Origin of the sequence: Halovulum marinum, from assembly GCF_009697225.1 — a bacterium.
Lineage (GTDB): Bacteria > Pseudomonadota > Alphaproteobacteria > Rhodobacterales > Rhodobacteraceae > Halovulum > Halovulum marinum.
Genome location: NZ_WIND01000074.1, coordinates 12,902 through 38,544, shown reverse-complemented (window position 1 = coordinate 38,544; position 25,643 = coordinate 12,902). Strand labels below are relative to the sequence as shown.

General features: G+C 72.1%; 24 protein-coding genes and 1 pseudogene. 10 read left to right on the top strand and 15 right to left on the bottom strand.

Translation table 11 applies throughout. The features are described from left to right. The 7 genes from GE300_RS22675 to GE300_RS22645 all read left to right on the top strand — a co-directional run bounded on the left by GE300_RS22675 (position 1) and on the right by GE300_RS22645 (position 7,756). Positions 1 to 822: a flagellar motor protein MotB gene (locus tag GE300_RS22675; RefSeq protein ID WP_154449825.1), complete on the top strand. Its 822-nt coding sequence runs from the start codon at positions 1 to 3 to the stop codon at positions 820 to 822. Positions 823 to 920: 98 nt separating this feature from the next. Continuing rightward, a complete protein-coding gene (locus GE300_RS22670) occupies positions 921 to 2,219 on the top strand; it encodes a flagellar hook protein FlgE (RefSeq protein WP_154449824.1) in 1,299 nt (432 codons plus the stop codon). A 27-nt stretch (positions 2,220 to 2,246) separates the two neighbouring features. Continuing rightward, positions 2,247 to 3,707: a flagellar hook-associated protein FlgK gene (flgK, locus tag GE300_RS22665; protein WP_154449823.1), complete on the top strand. Its 1,461-nt coding sequence runs from the start codon at positions 2,247 to 2,249 to the stop codon at positions 3,705 to 3,707. Positions 3,708 to 3,709: 2 nt separating this feature from the next. Then, positions 3,710 to 4,708, top strand: coding sequence for a flagellin (locus GE300_RS22660; protein ID WP_154449822.1), 999 nt, complete (start codon positions 3,710 to 3,712; stop codon positions 4,706 to 4,708). After that, positions 4,705 to 5,856, top strand: coding sequence for a flagellar basal body P-ring protein FlgI (locus tag GE300_RS22655; RefSeq protein WP_154449821.1), 1,152 nt, complete (start codon positions 4,705 to 4,707; stop codon positions 5,854 to 5,856). The genes GE300_RS22660 and GE300_RS22655 overlap by 4 nt, the downstream gene beginning before the upstream one ends. Positions 5,857 to 5,975: 119 nt before the next feature. Continuing rightward, the gene (locus tag GE300_RS22650; protein ID WP_233417337.1) at positions 5,976 to 7,151 is read left to right on the top strand and encodes an MFS transporter; all 1,176 of its coding nucleotides are present in this window, start codon (positions 5,976 to 5,978) and stop codon (positions 7,149 to 7,151) included. Continuing rightward, entirely contained in the window at positions 7,130 to 7,756 is a 627-nt protein-coding gene (locus GE300_RS22645) for an HAD family hydrolase (protein ID WP_154449819.1), read from the top strand. The genes GE300_RS22650 and GE300_RS22645 overlap by 22 nt, the downstream gene beginning before the upstream one ends. A 57-nt stretch (positions 7,757 to 7,813) precedes the next feature. Here GE300_RS22645 and GE300_RS22640 read toward each other — a convergent pair whose 3' ends face one another. The 6 genes from GE300_RS22640 to trpB all read right to left on the bottom strand — a co-directional run bounded on the left by GE300_RS22640 (position 7,814) and on the right by trpB (position 11,813). Beyond that, a complete protein-coding gene (locus GE300_RS22640) occupies positions 7,814 to 8,365 on the bottom strand; it encodes a fasciclin domain-containing protein (protein WP_154449818.1) in 552 nt (183 codons plus the stop codon). Between the two features lie 118 nt (positions 8,366 to 8,483). Beyond that, entirely contained in the window at positions 8,484 to 9,023 is a 540-nt protein-coding gene (locus tag GE300_RS22635) for a helix-turn-helix transcriptional regulator (RefSeq protein WP_154449817.1), read from the bottom strand. Positions 9,024 to 9,053: 30 nt separating this feature from the next. After that, complete coding sequence (locus GE300_RS22630; protein ID WP_154449816.1) at positions 9,054 to 9,521, bottom strand: hypothetical protein; 468 nt, start codon at positions 9,519 to 9,521, stop codon at positions 9,054 to 9,056. 177 nt (positions 9,522 to 9,698) lie between these two features. After that, positions 9,699 to 10,034, bottom strand: coding sequence for a hypothetical protein (locus tag GE300_RS22625; RefSeq protein ID WP_154449815.1), 336 nt, complete (start codon positions 10,032 to 10,034; stop codon positions 9,699 to 9,701). 121 nt (positions 10,035 to 10,155) lie between these two features. Further along, the gene (locus GE300_RS22620; protein ID WP_154449814.1) at positions 10,156 to 10,452 is read right to left on the bottom strand and encodes a hypothetical protein; all 297 of its coding nucleotides are present in this window, start codon (positions 10,450 to 10,452) and stop codon (positions 10,156 to 10,158) included. Positions 10,453 to 10,592: 140 nt separating this feature from the next. Then, complete coding sequence (trpB, locus tag GE300_RS22615; RefSeq protein ID WP_154449813.1) at positions 10,593 to 11,813, bottom strand: tryptophan synthase subunit beta; 1,221 nt, start codon at positions 11,811 to 11,813, stop codon at positions 10,593 to 10,595. A 184-nt stretch (positions 11,814 to 11,997) separates the two neighbouring features. Between trpB and GE300_RS22610 the strand changes: the two genes are divergently transcribed. Further along, complete coding sequence (locus GE300_RS22610) at positions 11,998 to 12,624, top strand: DUF1236 domain-containing protein (protein ID WP_154449812.1); 627 nt, start codon at positions 11,998 to 12,000, stop codon at positions 12,622 to 12,624. A 257-nt stretch (positions 12,625 to 12,881) separates the two neighbouring features. Here the strand turns inward: GE300_RS22610 and GE300_RS22605 are convergent, their stop codons facing one another. The 7 genes and pseudogenes from GE300_RS22605 to cmk all read right to left on the bottom strand — a co-directional run bounded on the left by GE300_RS22605 (position 12,882) and on the right by cmk (position 18,093). Beyond that, positions 12,882 to 13,325, bottom strand: coding sequence for a GNAT family N-acetyltransferase (locus GE300_RS22605; protein ID WP_154449811.1), 444 nt, complete (start codon positions 13,323 to 13,325; stop codon positions 12,882 to 12,884). After that, positions 13,322 to 13,993, bottom strand: a complete 672-nt coding sequence (locus tag GE300_RS22600; protein WP_154449810.1) for a phosphoribosylanthranilate isomerase — start codon at positions 13,991 to 13,993, stop codon at positions 13,322 to 13,324. The genes GE300_RS22605 and GE300_RS22600 overlap by 4 nt, the downstream gene beginning before the upstream one ends. Next, on the bottom strand, positions 13,986 to 14,336 hold the full coding sequence (locus GE300_RS22595; RefSeq protein WP_154449809.1) for a lipopolysaccharide assembly protein LapA domain-containing protein: 351 nt from the start codon (positions 14,334 to 14,336) through the stop codon (positions 13,986 to 13,988). The genes GE300_RS22600 and GE300_RS22595 overlap by 8 nt, the downstream gene beginning before the upstream one ends. A 16-nt stretch (positions 14,337 to 14,352) precedes the next feature. Continuing rightward, complete coding sequence (gene ihfB / locus GE300_RS22590) at positions 14,353 to 14,637, bottom strand: integration host factor subunit beta (protein ID WP_154449808.1); 285 nt, start codon at positions 14,635 to 14,637, stop codon at positions 14,353 to 14,355. An 89-nt stretch (positions 14,638 to 14,726) separates the two neighbouring features. Further along, the gene (gene sppA / locus GE300_RS22585) at positions 14,727 to 15,644 is read right to left on the bottom strand and encodes a signal peptide peptidase SppA (RefSeq protein ID WP_154449807.1); all 918 of its coding nucleotides are present in this window, start codon (positions 15,642 to 15,644) and stop codon (positions 14,727 to 14,729) included. Next, positions 15,645 to 17,333 (bottom strand): annotated as a pseudogene (gene rpsA, locus GE300_RS22580) (30S ribosomal protein S1); the annotation flags it as partial. 118 nt (positions 17,334 to 17,451) lie between these two features. Continuing rightward, the gene (cmk, locus tag GE300_RS22575) at positions 17,452 to 18,093 is read right to left on the bottom strand and encodes a (d)CMP kinase (protein WP_154449805.1); all 642 of its coding nucleotides are present in this window, start codon (positions 18,091 to 18,093) and stop codon (positions 17,452 to 17,454) included. A 150-nt stretch (positions 18,094 to 18,243) separates the two neighbouring features. Here cmk and GE300_RS22570 point away from each other — a divergent pair, with 150 nt between their 5' ends. Then, entirely contained in the window at positions 18,244 to 20,874 is a 2,631-nt protein-coding gene (locus GE300_RS22570; protein WP_154449804.1) for a methyl-accepting chemotaxis protein, read from the top strand. A 613-nt stretch (positions 20,875 to 21,487) separates the two neighbouring features. Here the strand turns inward: GE300_RS22570 and trmB are convergent. Beyond that, positions 21,488 to 22,240, bottom strand: a complete 753-nt coding sequence (trmB, locus tag GE300_RS22565) for a tRNA (guanosine(46)-N7)-methyltransferase TrmB (protein WP_154449803.1) — start codon at positions 22,238 to 22,240, stop codon at positions 21,488 to 21,490. 590 nt (positions 22,241 to 22,830) lie between these two features. On the opposite strand from trmB, the gene GE300_RS22560 reads away from it, so the two are divergent. Then, a complete protein-coding gene (locus tag GE300_RS22560) occupies positions 22,831 to 24,117 on the top strand; it encodes a multidrug effflux MFS transporter (protein WP_325063377.1) in 1,287 nt (428 codons plus the stop codon). Here GE300_RS22560 and lnt read toward each other — a convergent pair. Beyond that, entirely contained in the window at positions 24,114 to 25,640 is a 1,527-nt protein-coding gene (lnt, locus tag GE300_RS22555) for an apolipoprotein N-acyltransferase (protein ID WP_325063376.1), read from the bottom strand. The genes GE300_RS22560 and lnt overlap by 4 nt on opposite strands. Between the last annotated feature and the right edge of the window lie 3 nt (positions 25,641 to 25,643).

Genomic DNA, 25,643 nt, shown 5'->3' with positions numbered 1-25,643 from the left:
ATGGCCGACGACAGCGCAAGACCGATCATCATCCGGCGCAAGGTGGTGAAGGCCGCGGGCCACCACGGCGGCGCCTGGAAGGTGGCCTATGCCGATTTCGTCACCGCGATGATGGCGTTCTTCCTGCTGATGTGGCTGCTGAACGCGACCACCGAGGATCAGCGCAAGGGGCTGGCCGACTATTTCAGCCCCTCGATCCCGGTGCACCGCACCTCGGGCGGCGGCGACGGCCCGTTCGGCGGCGACACCGCGATGTCCGAGAACGCGTTGACGCAGAACGGCCGTGGCGCCACCGACAAGCGCCCGTCGGCCGAGCGCGCCGCCGCCGGCGCGCAGGAGGATGCCCTGCCCGAGGCGACGCTGAAGGGCCTGGCCGAGGCGCTGGACAGGGCGGGCGGCGAAAGCGAGGTCGCCGACGATCTGCTGCAGCACGTCCGTCTGCGCCGCACCGACGAGGGCCTGGTGATCGAGCTGGCCGAGCTGCCGGGCGCGCCGCTGTTCGGCTCTGGCACCGCGCAGCCGACGCGGCGCCTGGCCGGGCTGATGGCGCTGGTCGCCGGGGTGGTCTCGGAGGTGTCGAACCGGATCGCGGTGGACAGCCACCTGGAGCAGCGCGCGCTGGCCCGCCCGGCCTCGCCCGGCTGGCAGCTGACCAGCACCCGCGCCCTCGCCGCGCGGATCCAGCTGGCCGAGGCCGGGGTGGCGCCGCAGCGATTCGCGCGCGTCGCCGGCCGCGCCGACCGCGCCCCGTCCTGGCCCGACCCGCGCGACCTGCGCAACCGCCGGCTGGAGGTGATCCTGCTGGTCGAGCCGCCGAATTAGCGCCGATTTTAGCTTTAGCCGGGCGTTAAGACACGCCGGGCAAGGGTGATCGTGACACCGGTGCGGCGCCGACTCGCCGTCATGTGAAAGGAGTTCGTATGAGCATCTCGTCTTCCCTTACGGCCAGCGTCAGCGGCCTGGCCTCGAATGCCAGCAAGCTCGCGACGATTTCCGACAACATCGCCAACGCCAGCACCTTCGGCTACAAGCGCTCGGACGTGGAGTTTTCCTCGCTGGTGATCTCGCAGCGCGCCGGCAAGTATTCCGCCGGCGGCGTCACCATCAACACCTATCACGAGGTCGATGCGCAAAGCTCGCTGGTGCCGACCTCGAACGCCACCGACCTGGCGCTGGGCGGGCGCGGCATGCTGCCGGTCACGCCGCTGACCGACGTCGACACGCCCGACGCGAACCATCCGCTGCAGCTGGTCAGCACCGGCTCGTTCCGGCCCAACCAGGACGGCTATCTGGTGACCGAGACCGGGCTGGTGCTGATGGGCTGGCCGGCGGATGCGAACGGCGACATTCCGGCCTATCCGCGGGACGGCATCTCCGGGCTGGAGCCGATCGTCACCAACGCCAACCAGTTCCTGGCCTCGCCGACGACCGAGATCCGGCTGGGCGCCAACCTGCCGGCCGAGGCGACCCAGGCCGGCGCCTCCGGTACGCCGCTCGAGATCACCACCGAGTACTACGACAACACCGGCGCCAGCCAGACCCTGGTATCGACCTTCACCCCCACGATCCCCGGCGCCGGGCAGTCCGACACCTGGACGCTGACCGTCACCGACGAGGCGCAGGGCGGGGCGGTGGTCGGCGAGTTCACCATCGAGTTCGACGACACGCCGGGCAACGGCGGCGAGGTGCTGAGCGTGACGCCGACCACGGGCACCTACGATGCCGCGACCGGATTTGCCGGCATTGCCGTGGCCAGCGGCCCGATCGACCTGGAGCTTGGCATTCCCGGCTCGCGCTCGGTGCTGACCCAGCTGTCGGCCGAGTTCGCCCCGGCGGGGGTGACCCGGAACGGCGCCGCCGTGGGCACGCTGACCGGGGTGTCGGTCGACAACAACGGCTTCGTGCACGCGGCGTACGATTCGGGCTTCACCCGGGTGATCTACCAGGTGCCGGTGGCGGACGTGCCGAACCTTAACGGCCTCACCCCGCTCGACAACCAGGCGTTCGCGGTGTCGCCCGACAGCGGCAACCTGTTCCTCTGGGATGCCGGCGACGGCCCGACCGGCGAGATCGTGCCCTACGCCCGCGAGGAATCGACCGCCGACATCGCCGAGGAACTGACCCAGCTGATCCAGACCCAGCGGGCCTATTCCTCGAACGCGAAGATCATCCAGACCGTCGACGAAATGCTTCAGGAAACCACCAACCTCAAGCGCTGACCGGCGCTGCGAACGGGGATCTGACCGATGAGCCTTTCCACCGCCCTCACCAACGCGCTCAGCGGCCTGCGCGCCAGTACGCTGGAGGCCGAGCTGATCGCCAACAACGTGGCGAACGCGCAGACGCCCGGCTACACCCGCCGCTCCGCCGAGCTGGGGGCGGCGACAGTCGGTGGCAGCGGTGCCGGGGTCCGGGTGGCGGGCGTGGTTCTGGCCGGGGACCCGGCGGTGATCGCCGGCCGCCGGATCGCCGAGGCCGGGCTGGCCGCCAGCGACGCCGCGCTCGACGCGGTCACGCGGCTCAGCGACCGGCTGGGGGTGCTGGGCGATCCGTCGGCGCTGGCGGCGCTGGCGACGGATCTCGAGACCGCGCTGCAGGCGGCGGCGTCGGATCCGGCGTCGGACACGGCGCTGGACTCGGCGGCGCGCAGCGCGGTGCGCTTCGCCGACGCCGTCGGGACCCTGTCCACCGAGGTCCAGACGATGCGGATGACCGCCGACGCCGAGATCGCCGCCGAGGTGCAGCTGGTCAACGACAACCTGCGCGAAATCGAGGCGCTGAACCGGCAGATCCAGATGCTCGCCACCGGCGGGGGCGATGCCAGCGCGCTGGTCGACGCCCGCAAGAGCCTGATCGACGAGGTGAACACGATCATCCCGATCCGCGAGGTGGCGCGCGAAAACGGCGCCGTCGCGCTCTATTCCGGGCGCGGCGCGACGCTGCTCGACGGTGTTGCCGGCGAGTTCGGGTTCACGCCGACGCCGGTCATCGGCCAGACGATGACGCTGGCCGGCGGCGATCTGTCCGGGCTGACGCTGAACGGCCGGCCGATCGGCGTGGGGCAGGGCACCGGGCTCGCCGACGGCGGCTCGCTCGGCGCGCTGTTCACCCTGCGGGACACGACGCTGCCGCAGTTCGCCGACCGGCTGGACGTGCTGGCCGAAGACCTGGTGCTGCGGTTCCAGGACCCGGCGCTCGACCCCAGTCGCGCGCCGGGGGATCCGGGGCTTTTCACTGGTGCCGGCGCTGCCGTGATCGCCGGTGACAGGGCCGGCCTGGCGAGCCGTCTGGCTGTCCATACCGCGGCCGATCCGGACGCCGGCGGCGCCTCCTGGCGCCTGCGCGACGGGCTCTATGCCGCCGCCCCCGGTCCGGCGGGCGACGGCAGGCTGCTCGCCGCCCTCGATGACGCGATGACCGAGCGCCGGACGCCCGACGCCGCGCTCGGCCTCGCCACCGCCGGCGCGTTCGCGCAGACCGTCGCCGGTTTCACCGGCAGCGTCGCGGGCGCACAGTCCAGCGCCGAGGTCGAACGCGGCCACGACGCCGCGCTTGCCACGGCGCTTCGCGACCAGGAGGCGGCGGCCTCCGGCGTCGACACCGATCAGCAGATGCAGCGGCTGCTGCTGGTCGAGCGCAGCTATGCCGCGAACGCGATGGTCATGTCCAAGGTCGACGACATGATCCGCGCGCTGATGGAGATCTGATCATGCTGTCGCTGCCGCTTTCCGACCTTGCCGCTACCCTGCGCCTGCAGGACCAGAACCGGAGCGTGCGGGCCGCGCTCGATGCAGCCGGCAAGGAGCTTGCCACCGGCCAGCTTGCGGACGTCCGCACGGCGACCCGGGGCGACCTGGCGCCGATCTTCGGCATCGACGCCGCGTTGCAGCGGATCGAGGTGCGGGGGCAGGGTCTGGCGATGGCGGCGGCGCGCGCCGATGCGGCGCAGCTGGCGCTGGGCACGGCGCAGGAAGCGGCCGGAAACCTGGCGCTCGATCTGTCCGCCGCGGTCTCCCGCGGCGATCCTGTCTCCACCTCGGCGCTCCAGGCCGGCGCCGCCGGCGTTCTGGAGACCGTGGTCAACCTGCTGAATTCCAGTTTCGGCGGCCGCAGCCTGTTCTCCGGAGCGGCGCAGGACGGGCCGGCGCTGGCGCCGTCCCAGCAGCTGCTGGACGAGATCTCGGCGCTGGTGGCGGCGGCGCCCGACGCGGCCGCGGCGCGCAGTGCGATCGACGGCTATTTCGCCCCGGGCGGCGGGTTCGAGACCGGCATCTATCTCGGCGCAACCACCGACGCCGCCGCGGTCGAGCTGGGCGACGGCGCCCGGCTGGACTACCTGCCGCGCGCCGACGACACGGCGCTGCGCGACCTGCTCAGGGGGCTGGCGACGATCGCCGCCGCGCCCGAGGCGGCGTCCGCGGCGGACCGGGCGGAGCTGATCGGCGACGGCGCGCAGGTGCTGCTCGCGGCCGGCGATGGCGCGACCCGGATGCGGGCGGCCCTGGGCTCGGCTCAGCAACGGATCGCCGATGCCGCCGACGCGGCCGAGGCCGAGAGCAACGCGCTGGGGCGCAGCCGCAACGATCTGGTCGGCGTCGACCAGTACGAGGCCGCGACGCGCTTCGCCGCGCTCGAGGGCCAGCTGCAGTCGCTCTACACGGTAACTGCGCGGCTGTCGGGGCTGACCCTGACCAACTTCCTGCGATGACCGGCCGCTTTTCCCGATCCGCCGGCGGCCGCGCCGCGTATGCGCTCGTGCTGGTCTGCCTGGCGTTGGCCGCCGTCGTTCCGGCGTCGTCTCGGGCCGGCGCCGCCCGGATCAAGGACCTGGTCGAGTTCGACGGCGTGCGCGGCAACGACCTCGTCGGGTACGGTCTTGTGGTCGGACTGAACGGCACCGGCGACGGGCTGCGCAATGCGCCGTTCACCGAAGAGGCGATGGTCAACCTGCTGGAACGGCTGGGCATCAATGTCACCGGAGAGGATTTCCGCGCCCGCAACGTGGCGGCGGTGCTGGTCACCGGGGTGATGCCGCCGTTCGGGCGCGCGGGCTCGAAGGTCGACGTCACCGTCTCGACCATCGGCGACGCCAGCTCGCTGATGGGCGGCACGCTGATCATGACGCCGCTGAACGCCGCCGACGGGCAGATCTATGCGGTGGCACAGGGCTCGGTGATCTCCGGCGGGCAGCAGGCCGAGGGCGAGGCCGCACGCATCACCGAGGGCGTGCCCACCTCGGGCACGATCCCCTCGGGCGCGCGGATCGAGCGTGAGATCGCCTTCGCGCTGGAAGATCTGCGCGAGATGCGGCTGGCGCTGCGCAACGCAGATTTCACCACCGCCGCGCGGATCGAGTCGGCGATCAACGCGGTCATGCCCGGACGCATCGCGCGCATGGTCGACAGCGGCACCGTCCGTCTGGACCTGGGCATGGGCAAGGCGCCGGACATCGCGCGGCTGATCGCGGACATCGAGAATATCGAGGTGCGCCCCGACCAGCGCGCCCGGGTGGTCGTGGACCAGCGCTCCGGCACCATCGTGCTGGGCAACGACGTGCGCATCAGCCGCGTCGCCGTCACCCAGGGCAACCTGACGCTGCGGGTCCGCGAGACGCCGGTTGCGGTGCAGCCCAACCCGTTCTCGCCGCGGGGCGAGACCATCGTCCTGCCGCGCACCGACCTCGAGATCGCAGAGGGCGGCGGGCGTCCGGAATTCGCCATGGTCGAGGATTCGGTGTCGCTGCCGGAGGTGATCGAGGGGCTGAACGCGCTCGGCGTCAGCCCGCGCGAGATGATCGACATCCTGAAGGCGATCAAGGCGGCGGGCGCGCTGCATGCCGAGTTTGTCGTCCAGTAGGGGCGCCGCCGCTTCGGCGTTGCCCGGCGGCCCGTATCGGGCGCGCCGTGACATCGGCATCTTGCGTTCCCGGCTGCCGCTGCTAGGGGTTGGCTCGAAAATCCCACCGGGTGACTGTCTTGCCTCCGATCGCTCCGCTTCTCGCCCTGCGCCTTGTGTTCGCGCTCAACGGCCTTGGCCTGGCGCTGTGGCTGCCGCGCATTCCCGACGTCAAGGACGCACTCGGCGCCGACCTGATGACGCTGGCGCTGTGCTTCTTCATGCTGCCGGTCGGCACCATGTGCGGCTTTGTCGTCGCGCCGCGGGTGCTGTCGCGCTATGGAACCCGCGCGGTCTGCCGCTGGGCGGGCGCCGGGTTCATCCTGAGCTTCGTGCTGCCGGCGCTGGCGCGCGACGCGGTGCAACTGGGCGCGGCGCTGCTGACGGCGGGGCTGGCGGTGGGCTCGATCGAGGTGGCGATGAACGCCAAGGCGACCGAGCTCGAGCGCACGCTGCGCCGCCGCATCATGTCCAGCTGCCACGCGTTCTGGAGCTTGGGCGGCATGACCGGCGCCATGCTGGGCGGGCTCGCGGGACAGGCGGGGGTGCCCTTCCTGGCGCAGCAGCTGCTGCTGACCCCGGTGTTCGCGGCCCTGGCGTTCCGCATCGCCGGCATGCTGCCCGGCGATGCGCCGGTGGCGCCGGCGCCGGGCCCGATGCCGCGCCGCGGGCTGCCGACCGGGCCGCTGCTGGCGCTGTGCCTGTTGCCGATCGGCGCGCTGATGATCGAGGGCGCGATGATGGAATGGTCGGCGCTGTTCCTGGCCGAGGCGGCGGGGCTGGGCGCGCTTCCCGCCGGCGCGGTGTTCGCCGCCTTCGCATCCAGCATGGCCGGCAGCCGGATGGCCGGCGACCGGCTGGCCGGGCGCTTCGGCCCCGGGGCGGTGCTGGTCGGCTCGGCGCTGCTGGCCGGCGCGGGCGTGGTCGCCTTCGCCACCGCCCGCACGCTGCCGCAGGCGCTGCCCGCGGCGGCGGTGCTGGGCCTGGGCATCGCCAATGTCTATCCGCTGGCGATGTCGCTTTCTGCCGCGGTCCCCGGCCGCCGTGTCGAGGACAGCATCGCCACCGTCGCCTTCACCGCCTTCTCCGCCTTCCTGATCGGCCCGCCGCTGATCGGCTTCGCCGGATCGGCCCTGGGCCTGCCCGCCGCGCTGCTGCTGCTGGCGCCGCTGGCGCTGAGCCCGCTGCTGCTGATCCGTCCCGTCCTGCAACCGCCCCTGCCCGAGGAGCCGCCATGCCCCGCCCCGAAGCCGTGATCTTCGACATCGGCAACGTGCTGATCACCTGGAACCCCGAGCGGATCTACGACCAGGTGATGCCGGACCGGGCGGCGCGCGAGCGGCTGTTCGACACCGTCGACCTGCACGGCATGAACGACCGCATCGACCGCGGCGCGCCGTTCCGCGACACCGTCTACAGCGTCGCCCAGGCCTATCCCGAGTACGAGGCGCTGATCCGCCTGTGGCACGATCGCTGGATCGAGATGGCAAGCCCGCCGATCGAGGCCAGCTGGCAGATCCTGCGCGGCCTGCGCGGCCGCGGCATCCCGGTGTTCGCGCTGTCCAATTTCGGCATCGACAGCTTCGCCCACGCCGAAACCCACTACCCGCAGCTGGGCGAGTTCGACCGCCGCTTCATCTCGGGGCACATGGGCGTGATCAAGCCCGAGGCGCGGATCTACGAGATGGTCGAGGAGGCGACCGGCCTGTCGGGGCAGCAGATCTTCTTCACCGACGATCGCATCGACAACCTCGAGGCCGCCGCCGCGCGCGGCTGGCAGACCTACCGCTTCGCCGATCCGGGCAGCGGCCCGGCCGGGCTGGCCGAGGCGCTGCGGTGCGCCGGTCTGCCGGTGGCCTGAGACCGGCGCGCGATCGCGGCGCGCCGACCCGCAGGCCGGCGCGCCGCGGACGCGGCGTCACTTCGGAAGCAGCACCTTGTCGACGACGTGGATCACGCCGTTCGACTGCATCACGTCGGCGATGGTCACCGCGGCGCCGTTGGCGTTCTCGTCGACGACGTAATAGGTGCCGCCGCGCTTCTCGATCGCCAGCGCGTCGCCCGAGACGGTGACCAGCTCGGCGCGGCCGCCGCCGGCCGCCAGCTGCGCGTCGATCTCGGCCCTGGTCAGCGTGCCGGGCACCACGTGCGCGGTCAGCACCTTGGTCAGCTGCGCCTTGTTCTCGGGCTGGAGCAGGGTCTCGACGGTGCCGGCGGGCAGCGCGGCGAAGGCGTCGTCGACCGGCGCGAACACGGTGAACGGGCCGGGGCCGGACAGGGTCTCGACCAGGCCCGCGGCGGTGACCGCGGCGACCAGCGTCTCGTGATCGGCCGAGTTCACCGCGTTGTCGACGATGGTGCGGTCCGCGAACATCGGCGCGCCGCCGACCTCGGGGTTCGCGGCGGCGCCGCCGGCGGCGGCCAGCGACAGGGCGGCGGCAAGGGCGAAGCTGCGCAGGGAATGGGTCATGGTGATATCCTTCGGTTGTGGCACCGCACTGCTCGTGCGGACAGGCGAAGGAACGGCGGCCCCACACCGCAGTTTCACTGCCGGCGCAAAAATCACGGCTTCGTGAAGGGCGGGCGGCTCAGGCCAGACGCGAGGCCGCGCCGGCGGCCTGGTCGGCCGGGTCGGAGGCGATCGGACCCTCGGTCAGCAGATCGTCGAGGAACAGCGCCATCAGTTGCGAGCGGCCGCTGACGCCGGCCTTGCGGAAGATCGCGTTGCTCTGCGCCTTCACCGTGCCTTCGCTGGTCTCGCGCAGCCCGGCGATCTCGGCGTTCGAGAACCCCTTCAGCGTGAACCACGCGACATCGCGTTCCGCCGGGGTCAGGCGCCATTCGACGAAACGCTGTTCCAGAAGCTCGGCGAAGGCGGTCGAGGCGGCGCGCAGCCGGTCCTCCATCGCCCGATTTCGGCGCGTGGTGACGATCAGCACGCGCAGGCCGACGACAAACCCCAGGACCAGCCCGAGCGCGGCGCCGATCTCGATCATTTCGCGCGTCTGCCAGCTGATCGGCGTGCTGCGCAGGCCGATGAAGGCGGCGCCGACATCCCACAGGAAGAAGGTGGTGGCGATCAGCTGGATCGCGACGATCGCCCACAGCAGCAGCGGCTGGCGTCTCATTCCGCGCGCACGGACCGGGGCGTCAGCGGGTCATTTCTTGCCGCCACCGTTCCCGCCGCCGTTGCCGCCACCGTTGCCGCCACCGTTCCCGCCACCGTTATTGCCGCCGTTCCCGCCGCCATTGCCGCCGCGGTTGCCGTTCTGCGTGCCGCGACCGTTGCTGCCGGCGGTCGCGCTCTTGCCCCTTGCCTGGGCGGCGGCGCCGCGCGGCTGCGTGTCGTCGACCTGCTCCCAGTAGTCGCGCAGCACTTCGCCGGTGGTGGGCACAAAGACGACTTCGCGCTCGTGGGTGTCGGACCGCGCCAGCACGCGGATACGACCCAGCCAGGTGCGCTGCACGCGTTCGATGCGGTAGCCCTGGCTTTCGAGCTGGTCGCTGATGCTGTTCAGCATGGCGTCCTGGGCGGCCGCAGGGCCGGCCACGACCACGGCGATCGCGGCGGCGATCAGGTGCCGCCTGCCGAGGCTTCCGTGCTGCGTCTCGCGTATCCTGCTCATGACCCGTACCCAGCCCTGCCGGCGCTGCCGCGCGCCATCGCCTCGGGCGCCGCAACCCGTGCGGCCATCATGCGGCCCGCCGAGGCGCAAAGCAACACGGCGCCGAATATCGGCAACAATAGTGACGGAATTGCGCTTGCGATCATGCTTGTCTCTCTTTCCGGTCCGCCGTCCATGTCAGTGCGCGTCCTTGCGCACGCCGCTCAGGCGCCGGTCGCGAAAGCCGCGCCGGTCCTCGGTCCCCTCCAGATCGTCGCGCAGCAACTCTCCGGTGGCCGCGTCGTAGATCATCGTCCGCGACACGCCGCCGCCGCTGGCCAGCACCGTGACCTCGCGCGGGGACCACTCGACGCGGATGTCGCGGAAGCCCTGTTCGGTCAGGGTTTCCAGCACCGCACCCATCGCCAGACCCGTCGCCAGGTCATCGGCCCGGGCCGGCAGCACGGCGGCGAACAGCGGCAGCAGGCTCAGCGCGGCCAGATGTGCCTTGGTGCGGGCGGACGGGCGCAGCATGGTCGCGGGTTCCTAGGCTCCGGTACGGCGGGTGTCGGAGACCAAGCTGACGACAAAACGGTCCCGCCGGCAACAAACCGGCGGGGCAAGGCGGTAAACTGCGGTTTAGCCGGCGGTGCGGTCAGTCCTTGCGGAAGTACTTCTTCTCGCGCGGCTTGCCGTCCCAGCCGGGCTTGCCGCGCGGCGGGCGGTCGCCCTGCGGCTTCGGCCCGCGCGGGCGGTCGCCGTAGGGCTTGCCGCCGCGGTCGTCCTCGCGCTGTTCCCACTTGCGCAGCAGCGCCGCGGGAAAGGTGTCGCGGCCGATCGTGCCCTCGTGGCACCAGACGGTGTGCACGACGCCCTCGTCGACGCCTTCCACGGCCATGCGCATGGAGCCGGCCGACAGGACGACGATATCGCCAATTTCGAACTGAGACATGTCCAGATTCCTCAAAGTGATGCCGGGGAAACTCCGCGCCGGCATTCCGAGGCGAGTCCATGCGCCTTTCGGGCCGCAACGTAAAGGGAAAACTGGGCTGCGCGCCCGGGTCGCGGCGGAATCCGCAGCGCCGGTCCGGTTTACATCTCGACGCCCAGCGCCTCGGCGACGGTGAAGATGTCCTTGTCGCCGCGGCCGCACATGTTCATCACCAGCAGGTGGTCGCCGGGCAGCGTTGGCGCCAGCTTCATCACGTGCGCCAGCGCGTGGCTGGGCTCCAGCGCCGGGATGATGCCCTCGGTCTCGCAGCTCAGCTTGAACGCGTCCAGCGCCTCGCGGTCGGTGACCGAGACGTATTCGACGCGGCCCATGTCGTGCAGCCAGGAATGCTCGGGGCCGATGCCGGGATAGTCGAGGCCCGCCGAGATCGAGTGCCCTTCCAGGATCTGGCCGTCGTCGTCCTGCAGCAGGTAGGTGCGGTTGCCGTGCAGCACGCCGGGCCGGCCGCCGGTCAGCGAGGCGGCATGCTCCATCCGCTCGTCGACGCCGTGCCCGCCCGCCTCGACGCCGATGATCCGCACCGAGGGATCGTCGAGGAACGGGTGGAACAGGCCCATCGCGTTCGAGCCGCCGCCGATGCAGGCGACAAGGCTGTCGGGCAGACGGCCCTCGGCCTCCTCCATCTGGGTGCGGACTTCCTTGCCGATGATCGCCTGGAAGTCGCGGACCATCGCCGGGTAGGGGTGCGGTCCGGCGACGGTGCCGATGCAGTAGAACGTGTCCTCGACGTTGGTCACCCAGTCGCGCAGCGCCTCGTTCATCGCGTCCTTCAGCGTGGCGCGGCCGGCGGTGACCGGCACCACCTCGGCGCCCAGCAGCTTCATGCGGAACACGTTGGGCTTCTGCCGCTCGACGTCGGTGGCGCCCATGAACACCACGCATTTCAGGCCGAACTTGGCGCAGACGGTGGCGGTGGCGACGCCGTGCTGGCCGGCGCCGGTCTCGGCGATGATCCGGGTCTTGCCCATGCGGCGGGCCAGCAGGATCTGCCCCAGCACGTTGTTGATCTTGTGCGCGCCGGTGTGGTTCAGCTCGTCCCGCTTCAGGTAGATCTTCGCGCCGCCCAGACGCTCGGTCAGGCGCTCGGCGTGGTAAAGCGGGCTGGGGCGGCCGACGTAATGGGTCCACAGGTGGTCCATCTCGGCCCAGAAGCTGTCGTCGGTCTTGGCGTGCTCATAGCGCGCCTCGAGGTCGAGGATCAGCGGCATCAGCGTTTCCGAGACGAAGCGGCCGCCGAAGTTGCCGAACCGGCCGCGCTCGTCGGGGCCGCTGCGGAAGGAGTTGAGCTGTTGCGTGGACATCCGGTGTTCCTTTCGGTCTGCGGCGATCTTTAAACCCGGCTCGGCCCGAATTGAAGCCGCGATTGCGCCGGGCCGCTCGGCGGGGATCTGCCGGTGCCGCGGTGCTGCGGAACGCGGCGCGGGCGTCTTGCGTTTGGTCTGGCATTCGGGCGCCGATGGCGCCAGAAGCTGAAGGAGCAGACAGATGCTGAAACATGTGACATATCCGCTTGCCGCCGCGGCGATCCTGGCGGCCGGTTCCGCGATGGCCGAAACCCAGGCCAGCGCCACCACCGACCTGAACCTGCGCGCCGGACCCGGCGTCGGCTATCCGGTGATCGGCGTGATCGGCGGGCAGGAGTCGGTGCTGGTCGACGGCTGCCTGGACCCGGCCCAGTGGTGCAAGGTGAACCATGAGGGCCAGGAGGGCTGGGCCTACGGCGCCTACCTGACCGCGCCGCTGGGCGGCACCCGCACGCCGCTGGTCGAGGCCGTGGACATGCTGGACATTCGCACCGTCACCTTCGTCGAGACTCCCGATGTTGCCACCGTGACGGTGGAGCCGGTGGGCGTGATCGAGACCCCGCCGGAGATCGTCTCGATCACCCCGGTCGAGCGCATCGGCACGCTGCCGGACGACACCATCACCTATGTCCGCTCGAACCCGGTCGATCCGATCTACCTGGAGGGCGAGGTGGTCGTCGGCGCGGCGATCCCGCAGACGGTGACGATCTATGACGTGCCGCAGAGCGAGTATCGCTATGTCAACGTCAACGGCCAGTACGTTCTGGTCGAGCCGGAAGGCCGGCGCGTGGTCTACATCGCGCGCTGAGGACGGATCGCGCGCCCCCCGCGAACGGGGGGCGCGTTCCGCGCGAGCATGGGGGATTTCACCGTGAGAGCCCCCTCAAGGCTGTTATGTTCCTGCTGAAAAACTCGTTAAAACTCCGGTGGACGTCGGTGTCACCGGTTTGAACTTGCGACGCGCAGTGCTGCTCATCATCTTCCGAACCCTCGGAATCCCCGCCGCGTATCAATGCGCTATCGGCCGATTCGTACCGCGGCCCGAGGTCGGGGAAAACCGGCAGTTCAGTCCAGCGGCTTCTTGAAGCCGAGGTGGCTGGGGGTATAACCGAGGCGTTCGTAGAACGCGTGCGCGCGGGCGTTGTCGCTGGTGAACTGGAGCAGCCGGCAGCCGGCGGCGCGGGCGCGGTCCTCGGCGTCCTGCATCAGCGCCGCGCCGACGCCCTGGCCGCGCCGGCCGGCGGCGACGCGCACCGCCTCGATCTGCGCCCGGCGGGCGCCGCCGCGCGACAGCCCCGAGATCAGCGTCAGCTGGTAGGTGGCGATCACCTCGCCGTCGAGTTCGCCGACGATCACGGTGTTGCCGACCTCGCTGCGCATCGCGTCGAACGCGGCGCGGTAGGGGGCGAGATCCTCGGATTCGCGGCCGCTGCCCAGATCGTCCTCGGCCAGCAGGGCGGCGATGGCGGGAATGTCGGTGCGCCGCGCCGGCCGGAACGCGGGGGTCATGCGGTCAGCGCCGGAACGCCGGCGGCGGCGATGAACGCGCGGATCCGGTCCGGGTCCTTGACGCCGCGGCTGGATTCGACCCCGGACGAGACGTCGAGCTGCCGCGCGCCGGTCAGGCGCACCGCCTCGGCGACATTGGCCGGGGTCAGCCCGCCGGCCAGCATCCACGGCAGCGGCCAGCGGCGGCCCTGCAGCAGCCTCCAGTCGAAGGCGAGGCCGTTGCCGCCGGGCAATTCGGCGCCCGTCGGCGGCCTGGCGTCGATCAGCAGCTGGTCGGCGACCTGCGCGAAGTCGTCCAGCGCGGCGAGGTCGGGCGCGTCGGCCACGCCGACCGCCTTCATCACCGGCAGGCCGTAGCGGGCGCGGACCGCGGCCACGCGCGCCGGCGTCTCGCTGCCGTGCAGCTGCAGCATGTCGAGCGGCACCGCGCCGGTCAGCGCGTCCAGCGCGGCGTCGTCCGCGTCCACCGTCAGCGCCACCTTGCACACCCCCGGCGGCACCTGCGCCGCCAGCGCGGCGGCGTCGGCCGGGGCGATCGCCCGCGGCGAGCGCGCGAAGAACACGAAGCCGACATAGGCGGCGCCGGCCCGCACCGCGGCGTCCAGCGCCGCGGGCTGGCGCAGGCCGCAGATCTTGACGCGCGCGCCGCCGCGACCGGTATCAGGCATTCTTGCCATCGAGGATCGCCAGCACCTCGTCCTCGTCGGTCATGTGCTTGCGCTTGAGCGCCTGCACCTCGCCCTTCAGCTGCCGCGCCTCGCGCTTGCGGCGGGCGGCCTCGCGGCGGTGCTTGTGCTCGCGCAGCCATTCCAGGATGTAGCCGATCAGCAGCCCGACCAGGATCGACACCAGGATCACCGCGAACAGCGGCACCCGGACCGACAGCGGCAGGATCGCGGCGATGCCCTCGGGCAGCAGGTGCAGCGTGACCAGGCCGCGGTTGGCCAGCGACAGGGTGACGATGGCGATCAGGATCACGGCCAGCAGCACGAGCTTGATGAAACGGAGCATCCGCCCCTCCTTGTGGTCAGTCTTCGTCGTTCAGACGGTCGCGCAGCAGCTTGCCGGTCTTGAAGAACGGCACGAACTTCTGCTCGACGGGAACGGCTTCGCCGGTGCGCGGGTTCCGACCGATCCTGGCATCGCGCTTCTTCACCGAAAAGGCGCCGAAACCGCGCAGCTCGACCCGGTTGCCCTCGGCCATCGCCTCGATGATCTGGTCGAACACGGTGCCGACGATACGCTCCACGTCGCGCTGATACAGATGCGGGTTCTCGTCCGCGATCCTCTGGATCAACTCGGATTTGATCATGACACCGGCCTCCTTGCCCGTCGTCGCTGAGTTGCTGGCGCAATCTGACCACGGAATCAATACCCCAAGTGCCGGGAAAAATGCAGTCTTTATTTCAGGATAGCCATCAGCCGGGGCCCGGGAGCGGTGCCGCCGGCGGGGTAATCGGCGCCGAACGGCGCAAGCCGGGCGAGCAGCCCCGCGAGCGGATCGGGCGCGTCGGCGATCTTCCAGGTCTTGACCGGCAGCCCGGCCAGCTCGGCATCGCGCGATTCGAGCCAGGCGACCGCGTCGGCCTCGTCGCCCAGCGCGTCGATCAGCCCGGCCCGAAGCGCCATGCGCCCGGTGAAGGTGCGCCCGTCGGTGACCGACTCGAGCGCCGCGCCGTCGAGCCCGCGCTCCTCGGCCACCAGCGCCGTGAACCAGGCCTGGGTCTCGTCGACCATGCGCTGTTCCAGCGCCCGCGCCGCCGGCGACAGCTTGCGCAGCGGCGACGGCGCCGCCTTCAGGTCGGACGAGCGGATCGTCTCGAGGTCGACGCCGACCCGGTCCATCAGCCCGGTGAAGGTCAGGTATTCCAGGATCACGCCGATCGAGCCGGTGACGGTGTTGCCGCGCGCGATAACGTGATCGGCGGCCAGCGCCGCCAGGTAGCCGCCCGAGGCGGCGACACCGTCCATCACCGCCACCACCGGCACGTCGGCGGCGATCCCGTTCAGGCTGTCGTACAGCGCCTCGGCGCCGACCACGGTGCCGCCGGGGCTGTCGATGTGCACGATCAGCGCGCGGATGTTCCCGGTCTCGGCCATCTCCGCCAGGATCCGGTCGCGAGCGAGATCGGTGTAGATCACGTTGTCGACGTGGATGCGGGCGATGTGCGGCTGCCGCGGCTTGCCGCCGACCGCCCAGGCCGCCAGCGCCGACAGCGCGAACAGCGACAGGAGCGTGACCAGGACGCCCCGCCAGAATGCGGAACGGCGCCACTTGCAGCGCCGCTCCTCGTAGAAGTCCCGGGTGATCGGGTCCACTTACTTGTCTTCCTGGCCTTTCAGGGCCGCACCCAGGATGTCGCCCAGCGAGGCGCCCGAGTCGGACGAGCCGTACTGTTCCACGGCCTCCTTCTCCTCGGCGATCTCGCGCGCCTTGATCGACAGGCCCAGACGGCGGGACTTGGCGTCGATGTTGGTCACGCGGGCGTCGATCTTGTCGCCCGGGGTGAAGCGCTCGGGGCGCTGCTCGGCGCGGTCGCGCGACAGGTCCGAGCGGCGGATGAACGACTTCATGCCGTCGTACTCGACCTCGATGCCGCCGTCTTCGATCTTGGTGACGGTGACGGTGACGATCTGGCCGCGCTTGACGCCCGAGGTCGCATCGGCGAACGGGTCGCCGTCCAGCGCCTTGATCGACAGCGAGATGCGCTCCTTCTCGACGTCCACGTCGGTGACCACGGCCTTGACCACGTCGCCCTTGCGGTAGTCCTGGATCGCGTCCTCGCCGGAGCGGTTCCAGTCCAGGTCGGACAGGTGGACCATGCCGTCGATGTCGCCCTCGAGACCCACGAACAGACCGAATTCGGTGGTGTTCTTGATCTCGCCCTCGACCTCGGTGCCGACCGGATGGGTGGCCTTGAAGTTGTCCCACGGGTTGCCCTGGGTCTGCTTCAGGCCGAGGCTGACACGGCGCTTCTGGGTGTCGATCTCGAGCACCATGACCTCGACTTCCTGCGAGGTGGAGACGATCTTGCCCGGGTGCACGTTCTTCTTGGTCCAGGACATCTCGGAGACGTGGACCAGGCCCTCGACCCCCGGCTCCAGTTCCACGAAGGCGCCGTAGTCGGTGATGTTGGTGACGCGGCCGGTGTGGACGCTGGCGATCGGGAACTTCGCCTCGACGTCGTCCCACGGATCGGCCTGCAGCTGCTTCATGCCCAGGCTGATGCGCTGCGTGTCCTTGTTGATCTTGACCACCTGGACCTTCACGGTCTCGCCGATCGCCAGGATCTCGGACGGGTGGTTGACGCGGCGCCAGGCCATGTCGGTGACGTGCAGCAGGCCGTCGACGCCGCCCAGGTCCACGAACGCACCGTATTCGGTGATGTTCTTGACCACGCCGTCCACGGTGTCGCCTTCCTGCAGCTTGGCGACGATCTCGGCGCGCTGCTCGGCGCGGCTTTCTTCCAGGATGGCGCGGCGCGAGACCACGATGTTGCCGCGGCGGCGGTCCATCTTGAGGATCTGGAACGGCTGCTCGACATGCATCAGCGCCGAGGCGTCGCGCACCGGGCGCACGTCGACCTGAGAGCCGGGCAGGAACGCCACGGCGCCGCCCAGATCGACGGTGAACCCGCCCTTGACGCGGCCGAAGATGTGGCCCTTGACGCGATCGTCGTTCTCGGCGGCCTTCTCCAGCCGGTCCCAGGCTTCCTCGCGGCGGGCGGCCTCGCGGCTGATCACGGCCTCGCCGCGGGCGTTCTCGACCTGCTTGAGGTAGACCTCGACGGTGTCGCCGGGGGCGATCTCGGCTTCGCCGCCGCCTTTCGCGAATTCCTTCAGATCGACGCGGCCTTCCATCTTGTAGCCGATGTCGATGATGGCCTGACCGGCCTCGATCGCCAGTACCGTGCCTTTTACGACCGACCCCTCGTCGGGGGTCTTGAGCTCGAAGCTCTCCTCGAGAAGGGCCTCGAATTCGTCCATGGATGCATTAGCGGGCATGTGTGTGCGTGTATCCTTGCGTTTCGGTTTTCTGGCCGGGTGGTTGGTTCCACCGGTCTGTGACGGTTGACTGCGTCGGCTGGCCGGAGAGCCGAGCGCGAAAACGTAAAAGGGCCGGACGCTAGTCCCGACCCTGCTCGATTCGTGCTCTTATCAGCGCCGTGGCCTCGGCAACCGCGCAATCAATAGACAATTCCGTGGTGTCGAGCAAGACCGCATCCGGCGCGCGGGTCAGCGGCGCGTCCTTTCGCCGGCTGTCGCGGGCGTCGCGGGCCTTCAGGTCGGCCAGCACCTGGGCGACGGTCAGTTCGCTGCCGGCGGCGGCCAGTTCGCGGTGGCGGCGCTGGGCACGGCGGGCGTCGTCGGCGGTGACGAACAGCTTCACCTCGGCGTCGGGGCAGATCACCGAGCCGATGTCGCGCCCGTCCAGCACCGCGCCGCCGTCGCGCCGGGCGAAGTCGTGCTGGAACCTCAGCAGCGCCGCGCGCACGCCGGGGATCGCCGCGACCTTGCTGGCGGCGCGCGAGGCCAGGGTGGTGCGCAGGTCGGCGCGCTTCAGGTCGGCCTCGGTCAGGGACCCGGCGATCAGCTCGGCGGCGATCGGGTCGATCACGCCGCCGGCGCGTTCCAGCGCCTTCACCCCCACAGCGCGGTACAGCAGCCCGGTGTCTAGATGCGCGAAGCCGAATTCCGCGGCCACGGCGCGCGCGATGGTGCCCTTGCCGGCGGCGGCCGGTCCGTCGATGGCGACTGTGAATTTCATCTGCGTCCGCGGCTTGGTCCCGGTCAGCGCCGGGATAGGGGCTGCGGCGCGCCGGGTCAACGGCCGCGGCGCGCGAGCGGTAATCGGTCGTTAAGCGGCGGCGGCTAGAACCGGGACCGGGCAGGGTGCCCGCGAGGTGGAGGGCGGCGGATGCGGCTGAGGACGAAATCGCTGAAGATCAAGATCGTCGCGATGGTGATGCTGGTCTCGCTGGTCACCGGGCTGACCATGGCGGTGAACGTGCTGGTGCAGTCGCGCAGCGATTCGATGGCCCGGCTCGAGGCGCTGCTGCGCCGGGACGCCGAACTGACCGCCGGCCGGGTGGCGGCGGTCGAGGCGCAGATGCGCGCCGAGATGGCCTACCTCGGCGACCAGCTGTCGCGCCGGGTGACGGCGGCCAACATGGCCGCCGCGCTGGCGACCGACCGCCGGGTACTGGGCCGCGATCCGCGCGCCGCCTACGCCGCCGCCGGCTCCGAGCTGGACGATGCCGGCGACGGCGGGCTGTATTCCGACCTGCACCGTGCCGAACACCCGGACCTGCGCCGGTTCGTGGACGAGCACGGCTACCTCGACCTGATCCTGATCGCCTCGGACGGCGAGGTGGTCTATTCGGTCCGCAAGTCCGGCGCGTTCGGCACCGATCTGGGCGCCGCGGCGCAGGCGGCGACGCCGCTGGCGCGGGCGTTCCGCGCGACCATGGACGCGCCGGTGGGCGCGCCGGTGGCGCATGACTTCGCCGCCGGCGCCGACGCTGACGCCGACGCCGCGCCGACCGGGCTGCTGACGATGCGGCTGCCGCGCAGCGCCGGGATGCTGACTGGCGAGGACGGCGGCGTGCTGGCGTTGCGCTTCGCCCCGGCGCTGTTCTCGCAGGCGGCGGCCGGCGGGCATCTGACCACCTACCTCGCCGGCACCGACGGGCTGCTGCGGGCGGATATTCCGGCGACCGCCGCGGACGACCGGCTGACGCGGCGCGTCGAGCTGCCGCCGGTGGCCGCGCCGGGCCGGCCTGCGTCGGTGGTCGCGCAACCCGGCGCGCTGGGCGAGGCGGCGATCATGACCGCGGTCGCGGCGCCGTTCTTCGGTCTAGACTGGGTAGTGGTCAGCGAGCGCGACCGCGGCGCCGAGACGGCGCAGATACTCGGGCTGCAGCGCTCGATGGCGCTGGTCGGGCTGGCGATCATGCTGGTGACGGGCGCGATCAGCTGGTGGGTCGGCCGCTCGCTGGCGCGCCCGGTGGCGGCGCTGGGGCAGCGCATGACCGCGCTCGCGGCGGGCGATCTGGAGAGCCCGGTTCCCGGCGCCGGGCGCGCCGACGAGATCGGCGACATGGCGCGCTGCGTCGAGACCTTCCGCGCCACCGGCGAGGCCGCGCGCGCGGCCGAGGCGCGCACCGAGGCCGCCCGCGCCCAGGCCAGGGCCGCGCGCCGGCAGATGATGGCGGATCTGGGCCGCAGCTTCGGCGAGGTGGTGCGCGCCGCCGGCCAGGGCGATTTCTCGGCCCGGGTGACGCATGACTTCGACGATCCGGTGCTGACCGGGTTCGCCGACGATCTGAACCGGCTGATGGAGACGCTGGGCATCGCGGTCGAGGATCTGCAGGCGGTGTTGCGCGCGCTGGCCGCCGGCGACCTGACGCAGCGCATGGAGGGCAGCCGCGAGGGCGCCATCGCCGAACTGCAGGGCGCCGCCAACGGCACAATCGACACGCTGCGGGTGCTGGTCTCGCGGCTGCTGTCGGCGGTCGCGGCGCTGGGTACCACCGCGGCGCGGGTCGCCGAGGGTTCCGAGAAGCTGGCCGAGCGCACCGAGAGCCAGGGCGCGGCGATCGAGCAGACCTCGGCCACCACCGAGCAGATGTCGGCCAACGTGCGCGCCAACGCCGCGAACGCCGGCAAGGCGTCGGGGCTGGCGGCGCAGGCCCGCGACCGGGCCGAGGGCGGCCAGCAGGTGGTGGCGGCGGCGGTGGCGGCGATGGACGAGATCGAGGGCGGCTCGAACCGCATCGCCGAGACCATCGAGGTGATCGATTCGATCGCCTCGCAGACCAACCTGCTGGCGCTGAACGCGGCGGTCGAGGCGGCGCGCGCAGGCGAGGCCGGGCGCGGCTTCTCGGTGGTCGCCGAAGAGGTGCGTGCGCTTGCGCACAAGACCTCGGAGGCGGCGAAGGACATCTCGGCGATCGTGCAGACCAGCAGCGAGAAGGTGCGCGGCGGCGTGGCGCAGGTGAACCGGGCGGGCGAGACCCTGGCCGAGATCACCCGGGCGATCACCGCGGCGACCGAGGCGGTGGCGGAGATCAGCGACACCTGCCGCGAGCAGGCCACCGGCATCGCCGAGATCTCGGCCGCGCTGGCGCAGATGGACGCGCACACCCAGCAGAACGTGCAGCTGGCCGAGACCAGCCGCGCCGCCTCGGCCGAGCTGACCGCCGAGGCGGCGCGGATCGCCGCCGCCGTGGCCCGGTTCAGGGTCGAGCCGGGCACGCAGTGGCAGCGCCGGGACGCGGCGTACGGCGGCGGCGCGGACGCGCAGCCGGTGCCGGGCGAGGCGCGCAGGGGCCATGATCCGCGGGCGATGCGCAACTATTTCTCTGCCGAGCCCGAGCCGGGCGCGGACCCCGTCGCGGCGGACCCGGCGGCGGCCGCGGACGCGGCGGATGGCGGCGACGCCAGGCGCGCATCCGCGCCGGCCCGCCCGCACCGCCAGCGTAAAGGCCACGAGGCCGGCGGCGGCGCCTTCACCGTTGCCGAGGAAGAGGACTGGACCGAGTTCTGAGCTTCGCGCAACCGCAACCGCAACCGCAACCGCAACCGCAACCGCAACCGCAGCCCGCAGAACTTCGTCCGCAGCGGGCAAGACCGCGGACACCGGGGCGTCCGGGGGCGGAATCCACCGGGCGACACTGCGGCCGCCCGGCCTCGTGGCCCGCAATCGGCGATCCGCAGTCCGATGGCGGCGGCACCGGCAGGGCCGCAGGTGCCGACAGCCGAGCGCGATGACCAACCCGGAACAAGATCGGGGCGGCAGCGGATACCGGCAGGATCCAGGGCGCTCCGGCGGGCGGCAGCCGGACTGGACGCGGATCGGGGCGGCGGCGGACAACGGCAAAACTCGGGGCGCCAAGACGGGCGGTGGCCGGCGCGGATGCGGATCGGGGCGGCAGCGGATACCGGCGCGACCGGGCTGCTGGGAGATCGGTCCGCACGCATATCGGTAGCGGCAGCAGGTGCCGGCGGGATCAGGCAGCTCCGGTCGGCGGCGGCGGACCCGGCGGCGGTCCCGGAGCCTGACCCGGAGGCGGATCGCGGCGGCGGCTGGTGCCGGCAGGGCCGAGGGCGGCGCGACGGGCGCGGAATGCGACCCGGCTCAAGGCGCGCCTGCCCGCGGCTCAGCGGCGGATCAGATCGAGATAGGTCGGCGTGCGGCCCTGGCGCAGCGCCTTGGCCTCGTAGCGGGTGCGGTGCCAGCCGGGCCACGGCGAGCGCCAGTCGCCGGGACGCTCCGCGGTCCAGGCGAATTCGGGCGCGGCGTGCAGCTTCTCGAGACTGTGGCGCACGTAGTCGGGAATGTCGGTGGCGATCCGGAACCGCCCGCCGGGGCGCAGCGTGCGCGCCAGCGGGCCCAGGGTATCGGGGTTCACGAAACGGCGGCGGCGGTGCTTCTTCTTCGGCCACGGATCCGGGTAGAGCAGGTAGACCGCGTCCAGCGCCGCCTCGGGCAGCACGTCGAGCAGGTCACGGGCGTCACCCATGTGCACGCGCACGTTGGTCAGCCCCGCCGAGTCGAGCCGGGGCAGCAGCATGGCGACGCCGTTGACGAACGTCTCGCAGCCGATGAAGTCGGCCTCGGGGCGGGCGGCGGCCTGCGCCAGCAGGTGCTCGCCGCCGCCGAAGCCGATCTCCAGCACCAGCGGCGCGCGGCGGCCGAACAGCGCCTGCGGATCGAGTGCGCGACGCTCCGGGTTCTCGTCCCAGCCGACATTCGGCACGGCGAGCCGGGGCAGGGTGCGCTCGATATGCTCGATCTGCCCAGGGCGCAGGGCCTTGCCCTTGCGCCGGCCATAGAAATTGCGCCACGGCGCGCCGTCCTCTCGCAGGGGGGCGCCGTCCGGATGCGGCGGGATGTGATCCTGATCGTTCATCGGCGCGAGGGTCTAGCAGCCGCCGGCGGGTTGCGCAATCACCCGCACCGCCGGAGGGTTCCGCAAGGGGCGCGCCGTGCGCGGCGGTCCGGCCGATCGCCGGGCGGGCTCGTTGCCGGGCGCACGGTCGCTGGCCGGGCGTTCGCGGTTCCGCCCCCGGCGCGCATGGCCGCGCGCCGCGCGGCCATGCGGCGGCCGGTGCCACCGTTGCGGTGACCGGGTGTCGTCGCAGATCGAGGGGCCCATTTCCGGCCCAGCCTGCCGGCGATATCGGGGGACGGCCCGGCCATTTGCGCCGGCGACGCTTCCGGACTCGGCCGGAGATGGGAAAACACCCGCGCAGCCGACGGCGCCGAGACGGCCCGGCCGGGTTCACCGACCGCAGCGCGCCGCCGGGGGCCACGGCGAGCGGCAGCCGCCCGAGCACCTGCGCGAGCGCCCCGACGCAGAGCCCCCGCAAAGACCTGGGCACATGCTTGCGCTTCGTCTCCGTCTCCGGACACCGCGCCTTCCCAGGCCGGCGCCCCCGGCGCTATGGCAACCCGACGAGCCCGCGGCGCGCGGCCGATGCGGGGGCCGCGCCTGCCCGCGTGGCCCGTTTCGGGCGCATCCGGAACAGCCTGCACCATTCGGGGGACACCGATGGCCAGCGGCCTTTTCCGAACGGCGGTGGTGCTCGGCCTGCTGGCCAGCGCCGGCCCGTTCGCGATCGACAGGTACCTGCCCGCGCCCAGATCGGCGCCGATCTGGGCGCGGGCGTTTCGCAGACGCAACGCGCGCTGACGCTGTTCTTCGTCGCCTTCGGCGCGGCGCAACTGGTCGACGGGCCGCTGGCCGACCGCTTCGGGCGCAAGCCGCCGCTGCACGCGGGGCTGGCGATCTTCGTTGCGGGCTCGCTGGGCTGCGCACTGGCGCCGGACATCGGCTGGCTGGCGGCGGCGCGTTTCGCGCAGGGGCTGGGCGGCGCGGCTCTGATGGTGATCCCGCGCGCGATCGTGCGCGACATGCTCACCGGCCCGCAGGCGACCCGGCTGATGGCGGCGATCATGCTGGTGATCGGCGTCTCGCCGATGCTGGCGCCGCTGGCGGGCAGCGGCATCATCGCGCTGAGCGGCTGGCGGTCGATCTTCGCCGTGCTGGCGGTGCTGGGTGCGCTGGGCCTGGCACTGAGCGTCGCCGCGCAGCCCGAGACGCTGCCGCCGGCGCGCCGGGCGGCGGTCGACTTGCGCTCGCTGCTGCGCGGTGCGCGCACGCTGCTGGGAGAGCCGGTATTCATGGGCCGGTGTTCATGGGCCGGTGTTCATGGGCCGGTGTTCATGGGGCTGACCTTCATCGGCGGCTTCGGCATGGCCAGTTTCTTCGTGTTCCTGGCCAGCGCCTCGTTCGTCTACACCGGGCAGTACGGGCTGAGCCCGACCGGGTTCAGCCTGGCCTTCGCGCTGAACGCGGTGGGGTTCTTCGCCGCCTCGCAGATGGCGGCGCCGCTGGGCGAGCGCATCGGCCTGCGCCGGACGCTGCTGCGCGCGACCGGCGGCTTCGCGCTGTTCACCTGCACGCTGCTGGCGCTGGTGCTGGCGGGTGTCGGCAGCCTGCCGCTGGTGGTGGCGCTGCTGCTGGCGGGCAACGCCTGCCTGGGGCTGGTGATCCCGACCACGATGGTGCTGGCGCTGGACGCGCATGGCGCCATCGCCGGGCTGGCGTCGTCGCTGGGCGGCACGCTGCAGATGCTGGCCGGCGGGCTGATGATCACCGCCGCCGGGCCGTTCTTCGATGGCACCGCGACGCCGATGGTCGCGGCGATCGCGCTGTGCGGGGTGCTGACCGCCGCGTTGACGGTGTGGCTGTACGCGCGCCCGGCGATGCGGCCGGCGGCCTAGGCGGCGCGCCGCCGGCGGGGCCAGAGCGCCGCGCCAGTGAGCAGCGCCAGCAGCGCGATCAGCGCCGCGCGGTCGCCGGTGCGGGCGTAGAGCGTCGGTTCCAGCGCGCCGGGCAGCGCCGCGTCGAGGCGGCCGGGCACGCCCAGCGGCAGCGAGGCCAGCACCCGGCCGCGCGCGTCGATCACCGCCGAGACGCCGGTGTTGGCGGCGCGCGCCAGCGGCAGGCCCTGCTCGATGGCGCGCATCCGAGCCTGGTCCAGGTGCTGGTAGGGGCCCGACCAGGTGCCGAACCAGGCGTCGTTGGTGACCTGCAGCAGCCACGCCGGGCGCTGCGCGCCGCGCAGGATCTGGTGCGGGAAGATCGCCTCGTAGCAGATCAGCGGCTGGAACGGCGGCAGCCCCGGCACCGCCATCAGCCGCGGGCCGGGGCCGCGGTCGAAGCTGCCCGCCAGCCCCTCGGCGATCCACAGCAGCCCGACCGCGCGCAGCGCGCCGGCCAGCGGCATGTATTCGCCGAACGGCACCAGGTGGTGCTTGCGATAGCTGCCCAGCACCGCGCCGCCGTCGCCGAGCGCGGTCAGCCCGTTGTACCAGCCGCCGTCCGCGCCGCGCTCCAGCGCGCCCAGCAGCACCGGGGTGCCGGGGCCGGCGGCGGCGGCGATCTGCGCGGCGACGCCGGGTTCCTCCTGCACCAGCCAGGGCACCGCCGTCTCGGGCCAGATCACCGCGTCGGGCGCGGTCCCGGCCGGGGCGGCGGTCTCGGTCAGCAGCCGCTGGTAGAACCGCGGGATCATCTCGGGCTGCCATTTCAGGCGCTGCGCCGCGTTCGGCTGCACCAGCCGCAGCACCGGGCCGGGGGCGGCGGGATCGGGGCGGTCCAGGCGCCAGGCGCCCGCGCCCCACAGCAGCGCCAGCCCGGCGGCGGCGGCCAGCAGCGGTAGCGGCCGCAGCAGCGCCGGCAGCAGCGCCAGCAGCAGCAGCAGCAGCCCGAGCCCGTGCGGCCCGGCCCAGGCCGCCGCCTGCGCCACCGGCGTATCCGTCCAGGCATAGGCGGGCAGCGCCCAGGGAAACCCGGTCAGGACTACGCTGCGCAGGTATTCGGCGCCGGTCAGCGCCGCGGCCAGTGCCAGCACCGCGCGCAGCCCGCGCGCCTCGGGCGCGGCGGCGCGCGCCAGCCAGAACGCCGCGCCCCAGAACAGCGCCAGCCCGCCGGCCATGCCCAGCAGCGCCGGTATGGCCAGAACGCCGTGGCGGGCGATGTCGACCAGGAACGGCTCGACGATCCACGACAGGGTCAGGCCGAAGAAGCCGACGCCGGCGGCCCAGCCGGTCAGCGCCGCGCCGGCCCGGCCCGGCGCCGCGGCCCACAGGTGGAACAGCAGCGGCAGCGCGGCGAAGGCCAGCCACGGCAGCCCGTACGGGCTGTGCCCAAGCCCCAGCCCGACGCCGCCGAGCGCCGCCAGCGCGACCCGCGAGACGCGCCCGCGCCGCGATGCCCAGGCAGTTGTCGCCAGCGCCGTCACCAC

Coding starts and splice junctions, on each gene's coding strand:
- GE300_RS22675 (WP_154449825.1), top strand. CDS start 1: ATGGCCGACGACAGCGCAAGACCGATCATCATCCGGCGCAAGGTGGTG.
- GE300_RS22670 (WP_154449824.1), top strand. CDS start 921: ATGAGCATCTCGTCTTCCCTTACGGCCAGCGTCAGCGGCCTGGCCTCG.
- flgK (WP_154449823.1), top strand. CDS start 2,247: ATGAGCCTTTCCACCGCCCTCACCAACGCGCTCAGCGGCCTGCGCGCC.
- GE300_RS22660 (WP_154449822.1), top strand. CDS start 3,710: ATGCTGTCGCTGCCGCTTTCCGACCTTGCCGCTACCCTGCGCCTGCAG.
- GE300_RS22655 (WP_154449821.1), top strand. CDS start 4,705: ATGACCGGCCGCTTTTCCCGATCCGCCGGCGGCCGCGCCGCGTATGCG.
- GE300_RS22645 (WP_154449819.1), top strand. CDS start 7,130: ATGCCCCGCCCCGAAGCCGTGATCTTCGACATCGGCAACGTGCTGATC.
- GE300_RS22640 (WP_154449818.1), bottom strand. CDS start 8,365: ATGACCCATTCCCTGCGCAGCTTCGCCCTTGCCGCCGCCCTGTCGCTG.
- GE300_RS22635 (WP_154449817.1), bottom strand. CDS start 9,023: ATGAGACGCCAGCCGCTGCTGCTGTGGGCGATCGTCGCGATCCAGCTG.
- GE300_RS22630 (WP_154449816.1), bottom strand. CDS start 9,521: ATGAGCAGGATACGCGAGACGCAGCACGGAAGCCTCGGCAGGCGGCAC.
- GE300_RS22625 (WP_154449815.1), bottom strand. CDS start 10,034: ATGCTGCGCCCGTCCGCCCGCACCAAGGCACATCTGGCCGCGCTGAGC.
- GE300_RS22620 (WP_154449814.1), bottom strand. CDS start 10,452: ATGTCTCAGTTCGAAATTGGCGATATCGTCGTCCTGTCGGCCGGCTCC.
- trpB (WP_154449813.1), bottom strand. CDS start 11,813: ATGTCCACGCAACAGCTCAACTCCTTCCGCAGCGGCCCCGACGAGCGC.
- GE300_RS22610 (WP_154449812.1), top strand. CDS start 11,998: ATGCTGAAACATGTGACATATCCGCTTGCCGCCGCGGCGATCCTGGCG.
- GE300_RS22605 (WP_154449811.1), bottom strand. CDS start 13,325: ATGACCCCCGCGTTCCGGCCGGCGCGGCGCACCGACATTCCCGCCATC.
- GE300_RS22600 (WP_154449810.1), bottom strand. CDS start 13,993: ATGCCTGATACCGGTCGCGGCGGCGCGCGCGTCAAGATCTGCGGCCTG.
- GE300_RS22595 (WP_154449809.1), bottom strand. CDS start 14,336: ATGCTCCGTTTCATCAAGCTCGTGCTGCTGGCCGTGATCCTGATCGCC.
- ihfB (WP_154449808.1), bottom strand. CDS start 14,637: ATGATCAAATCCGAGTTGATCCAGAGGATCGCGGACGAGAACCCGCAT.
- cmk (WP_154449805.1), bottom strand. CDS start 18,093: ATGAAATTCACAGTCGCCATCGACGGACCGGCCGCCGCCGGCAAGGGC.
- GE300_RS22570 (WP_154449804.1), top strand. CDS start 18,244: ATGCGGCTGAGGACGAAATCGCTGAAGATCAAGATCGTCGCGATGGTG.
- trmB (WP_154449803.1), bottom strand. CDS start 22,240: ATGAACGATCAGGATCACATCCCGCCGCATCCGGACGGCGCCCCCCTG.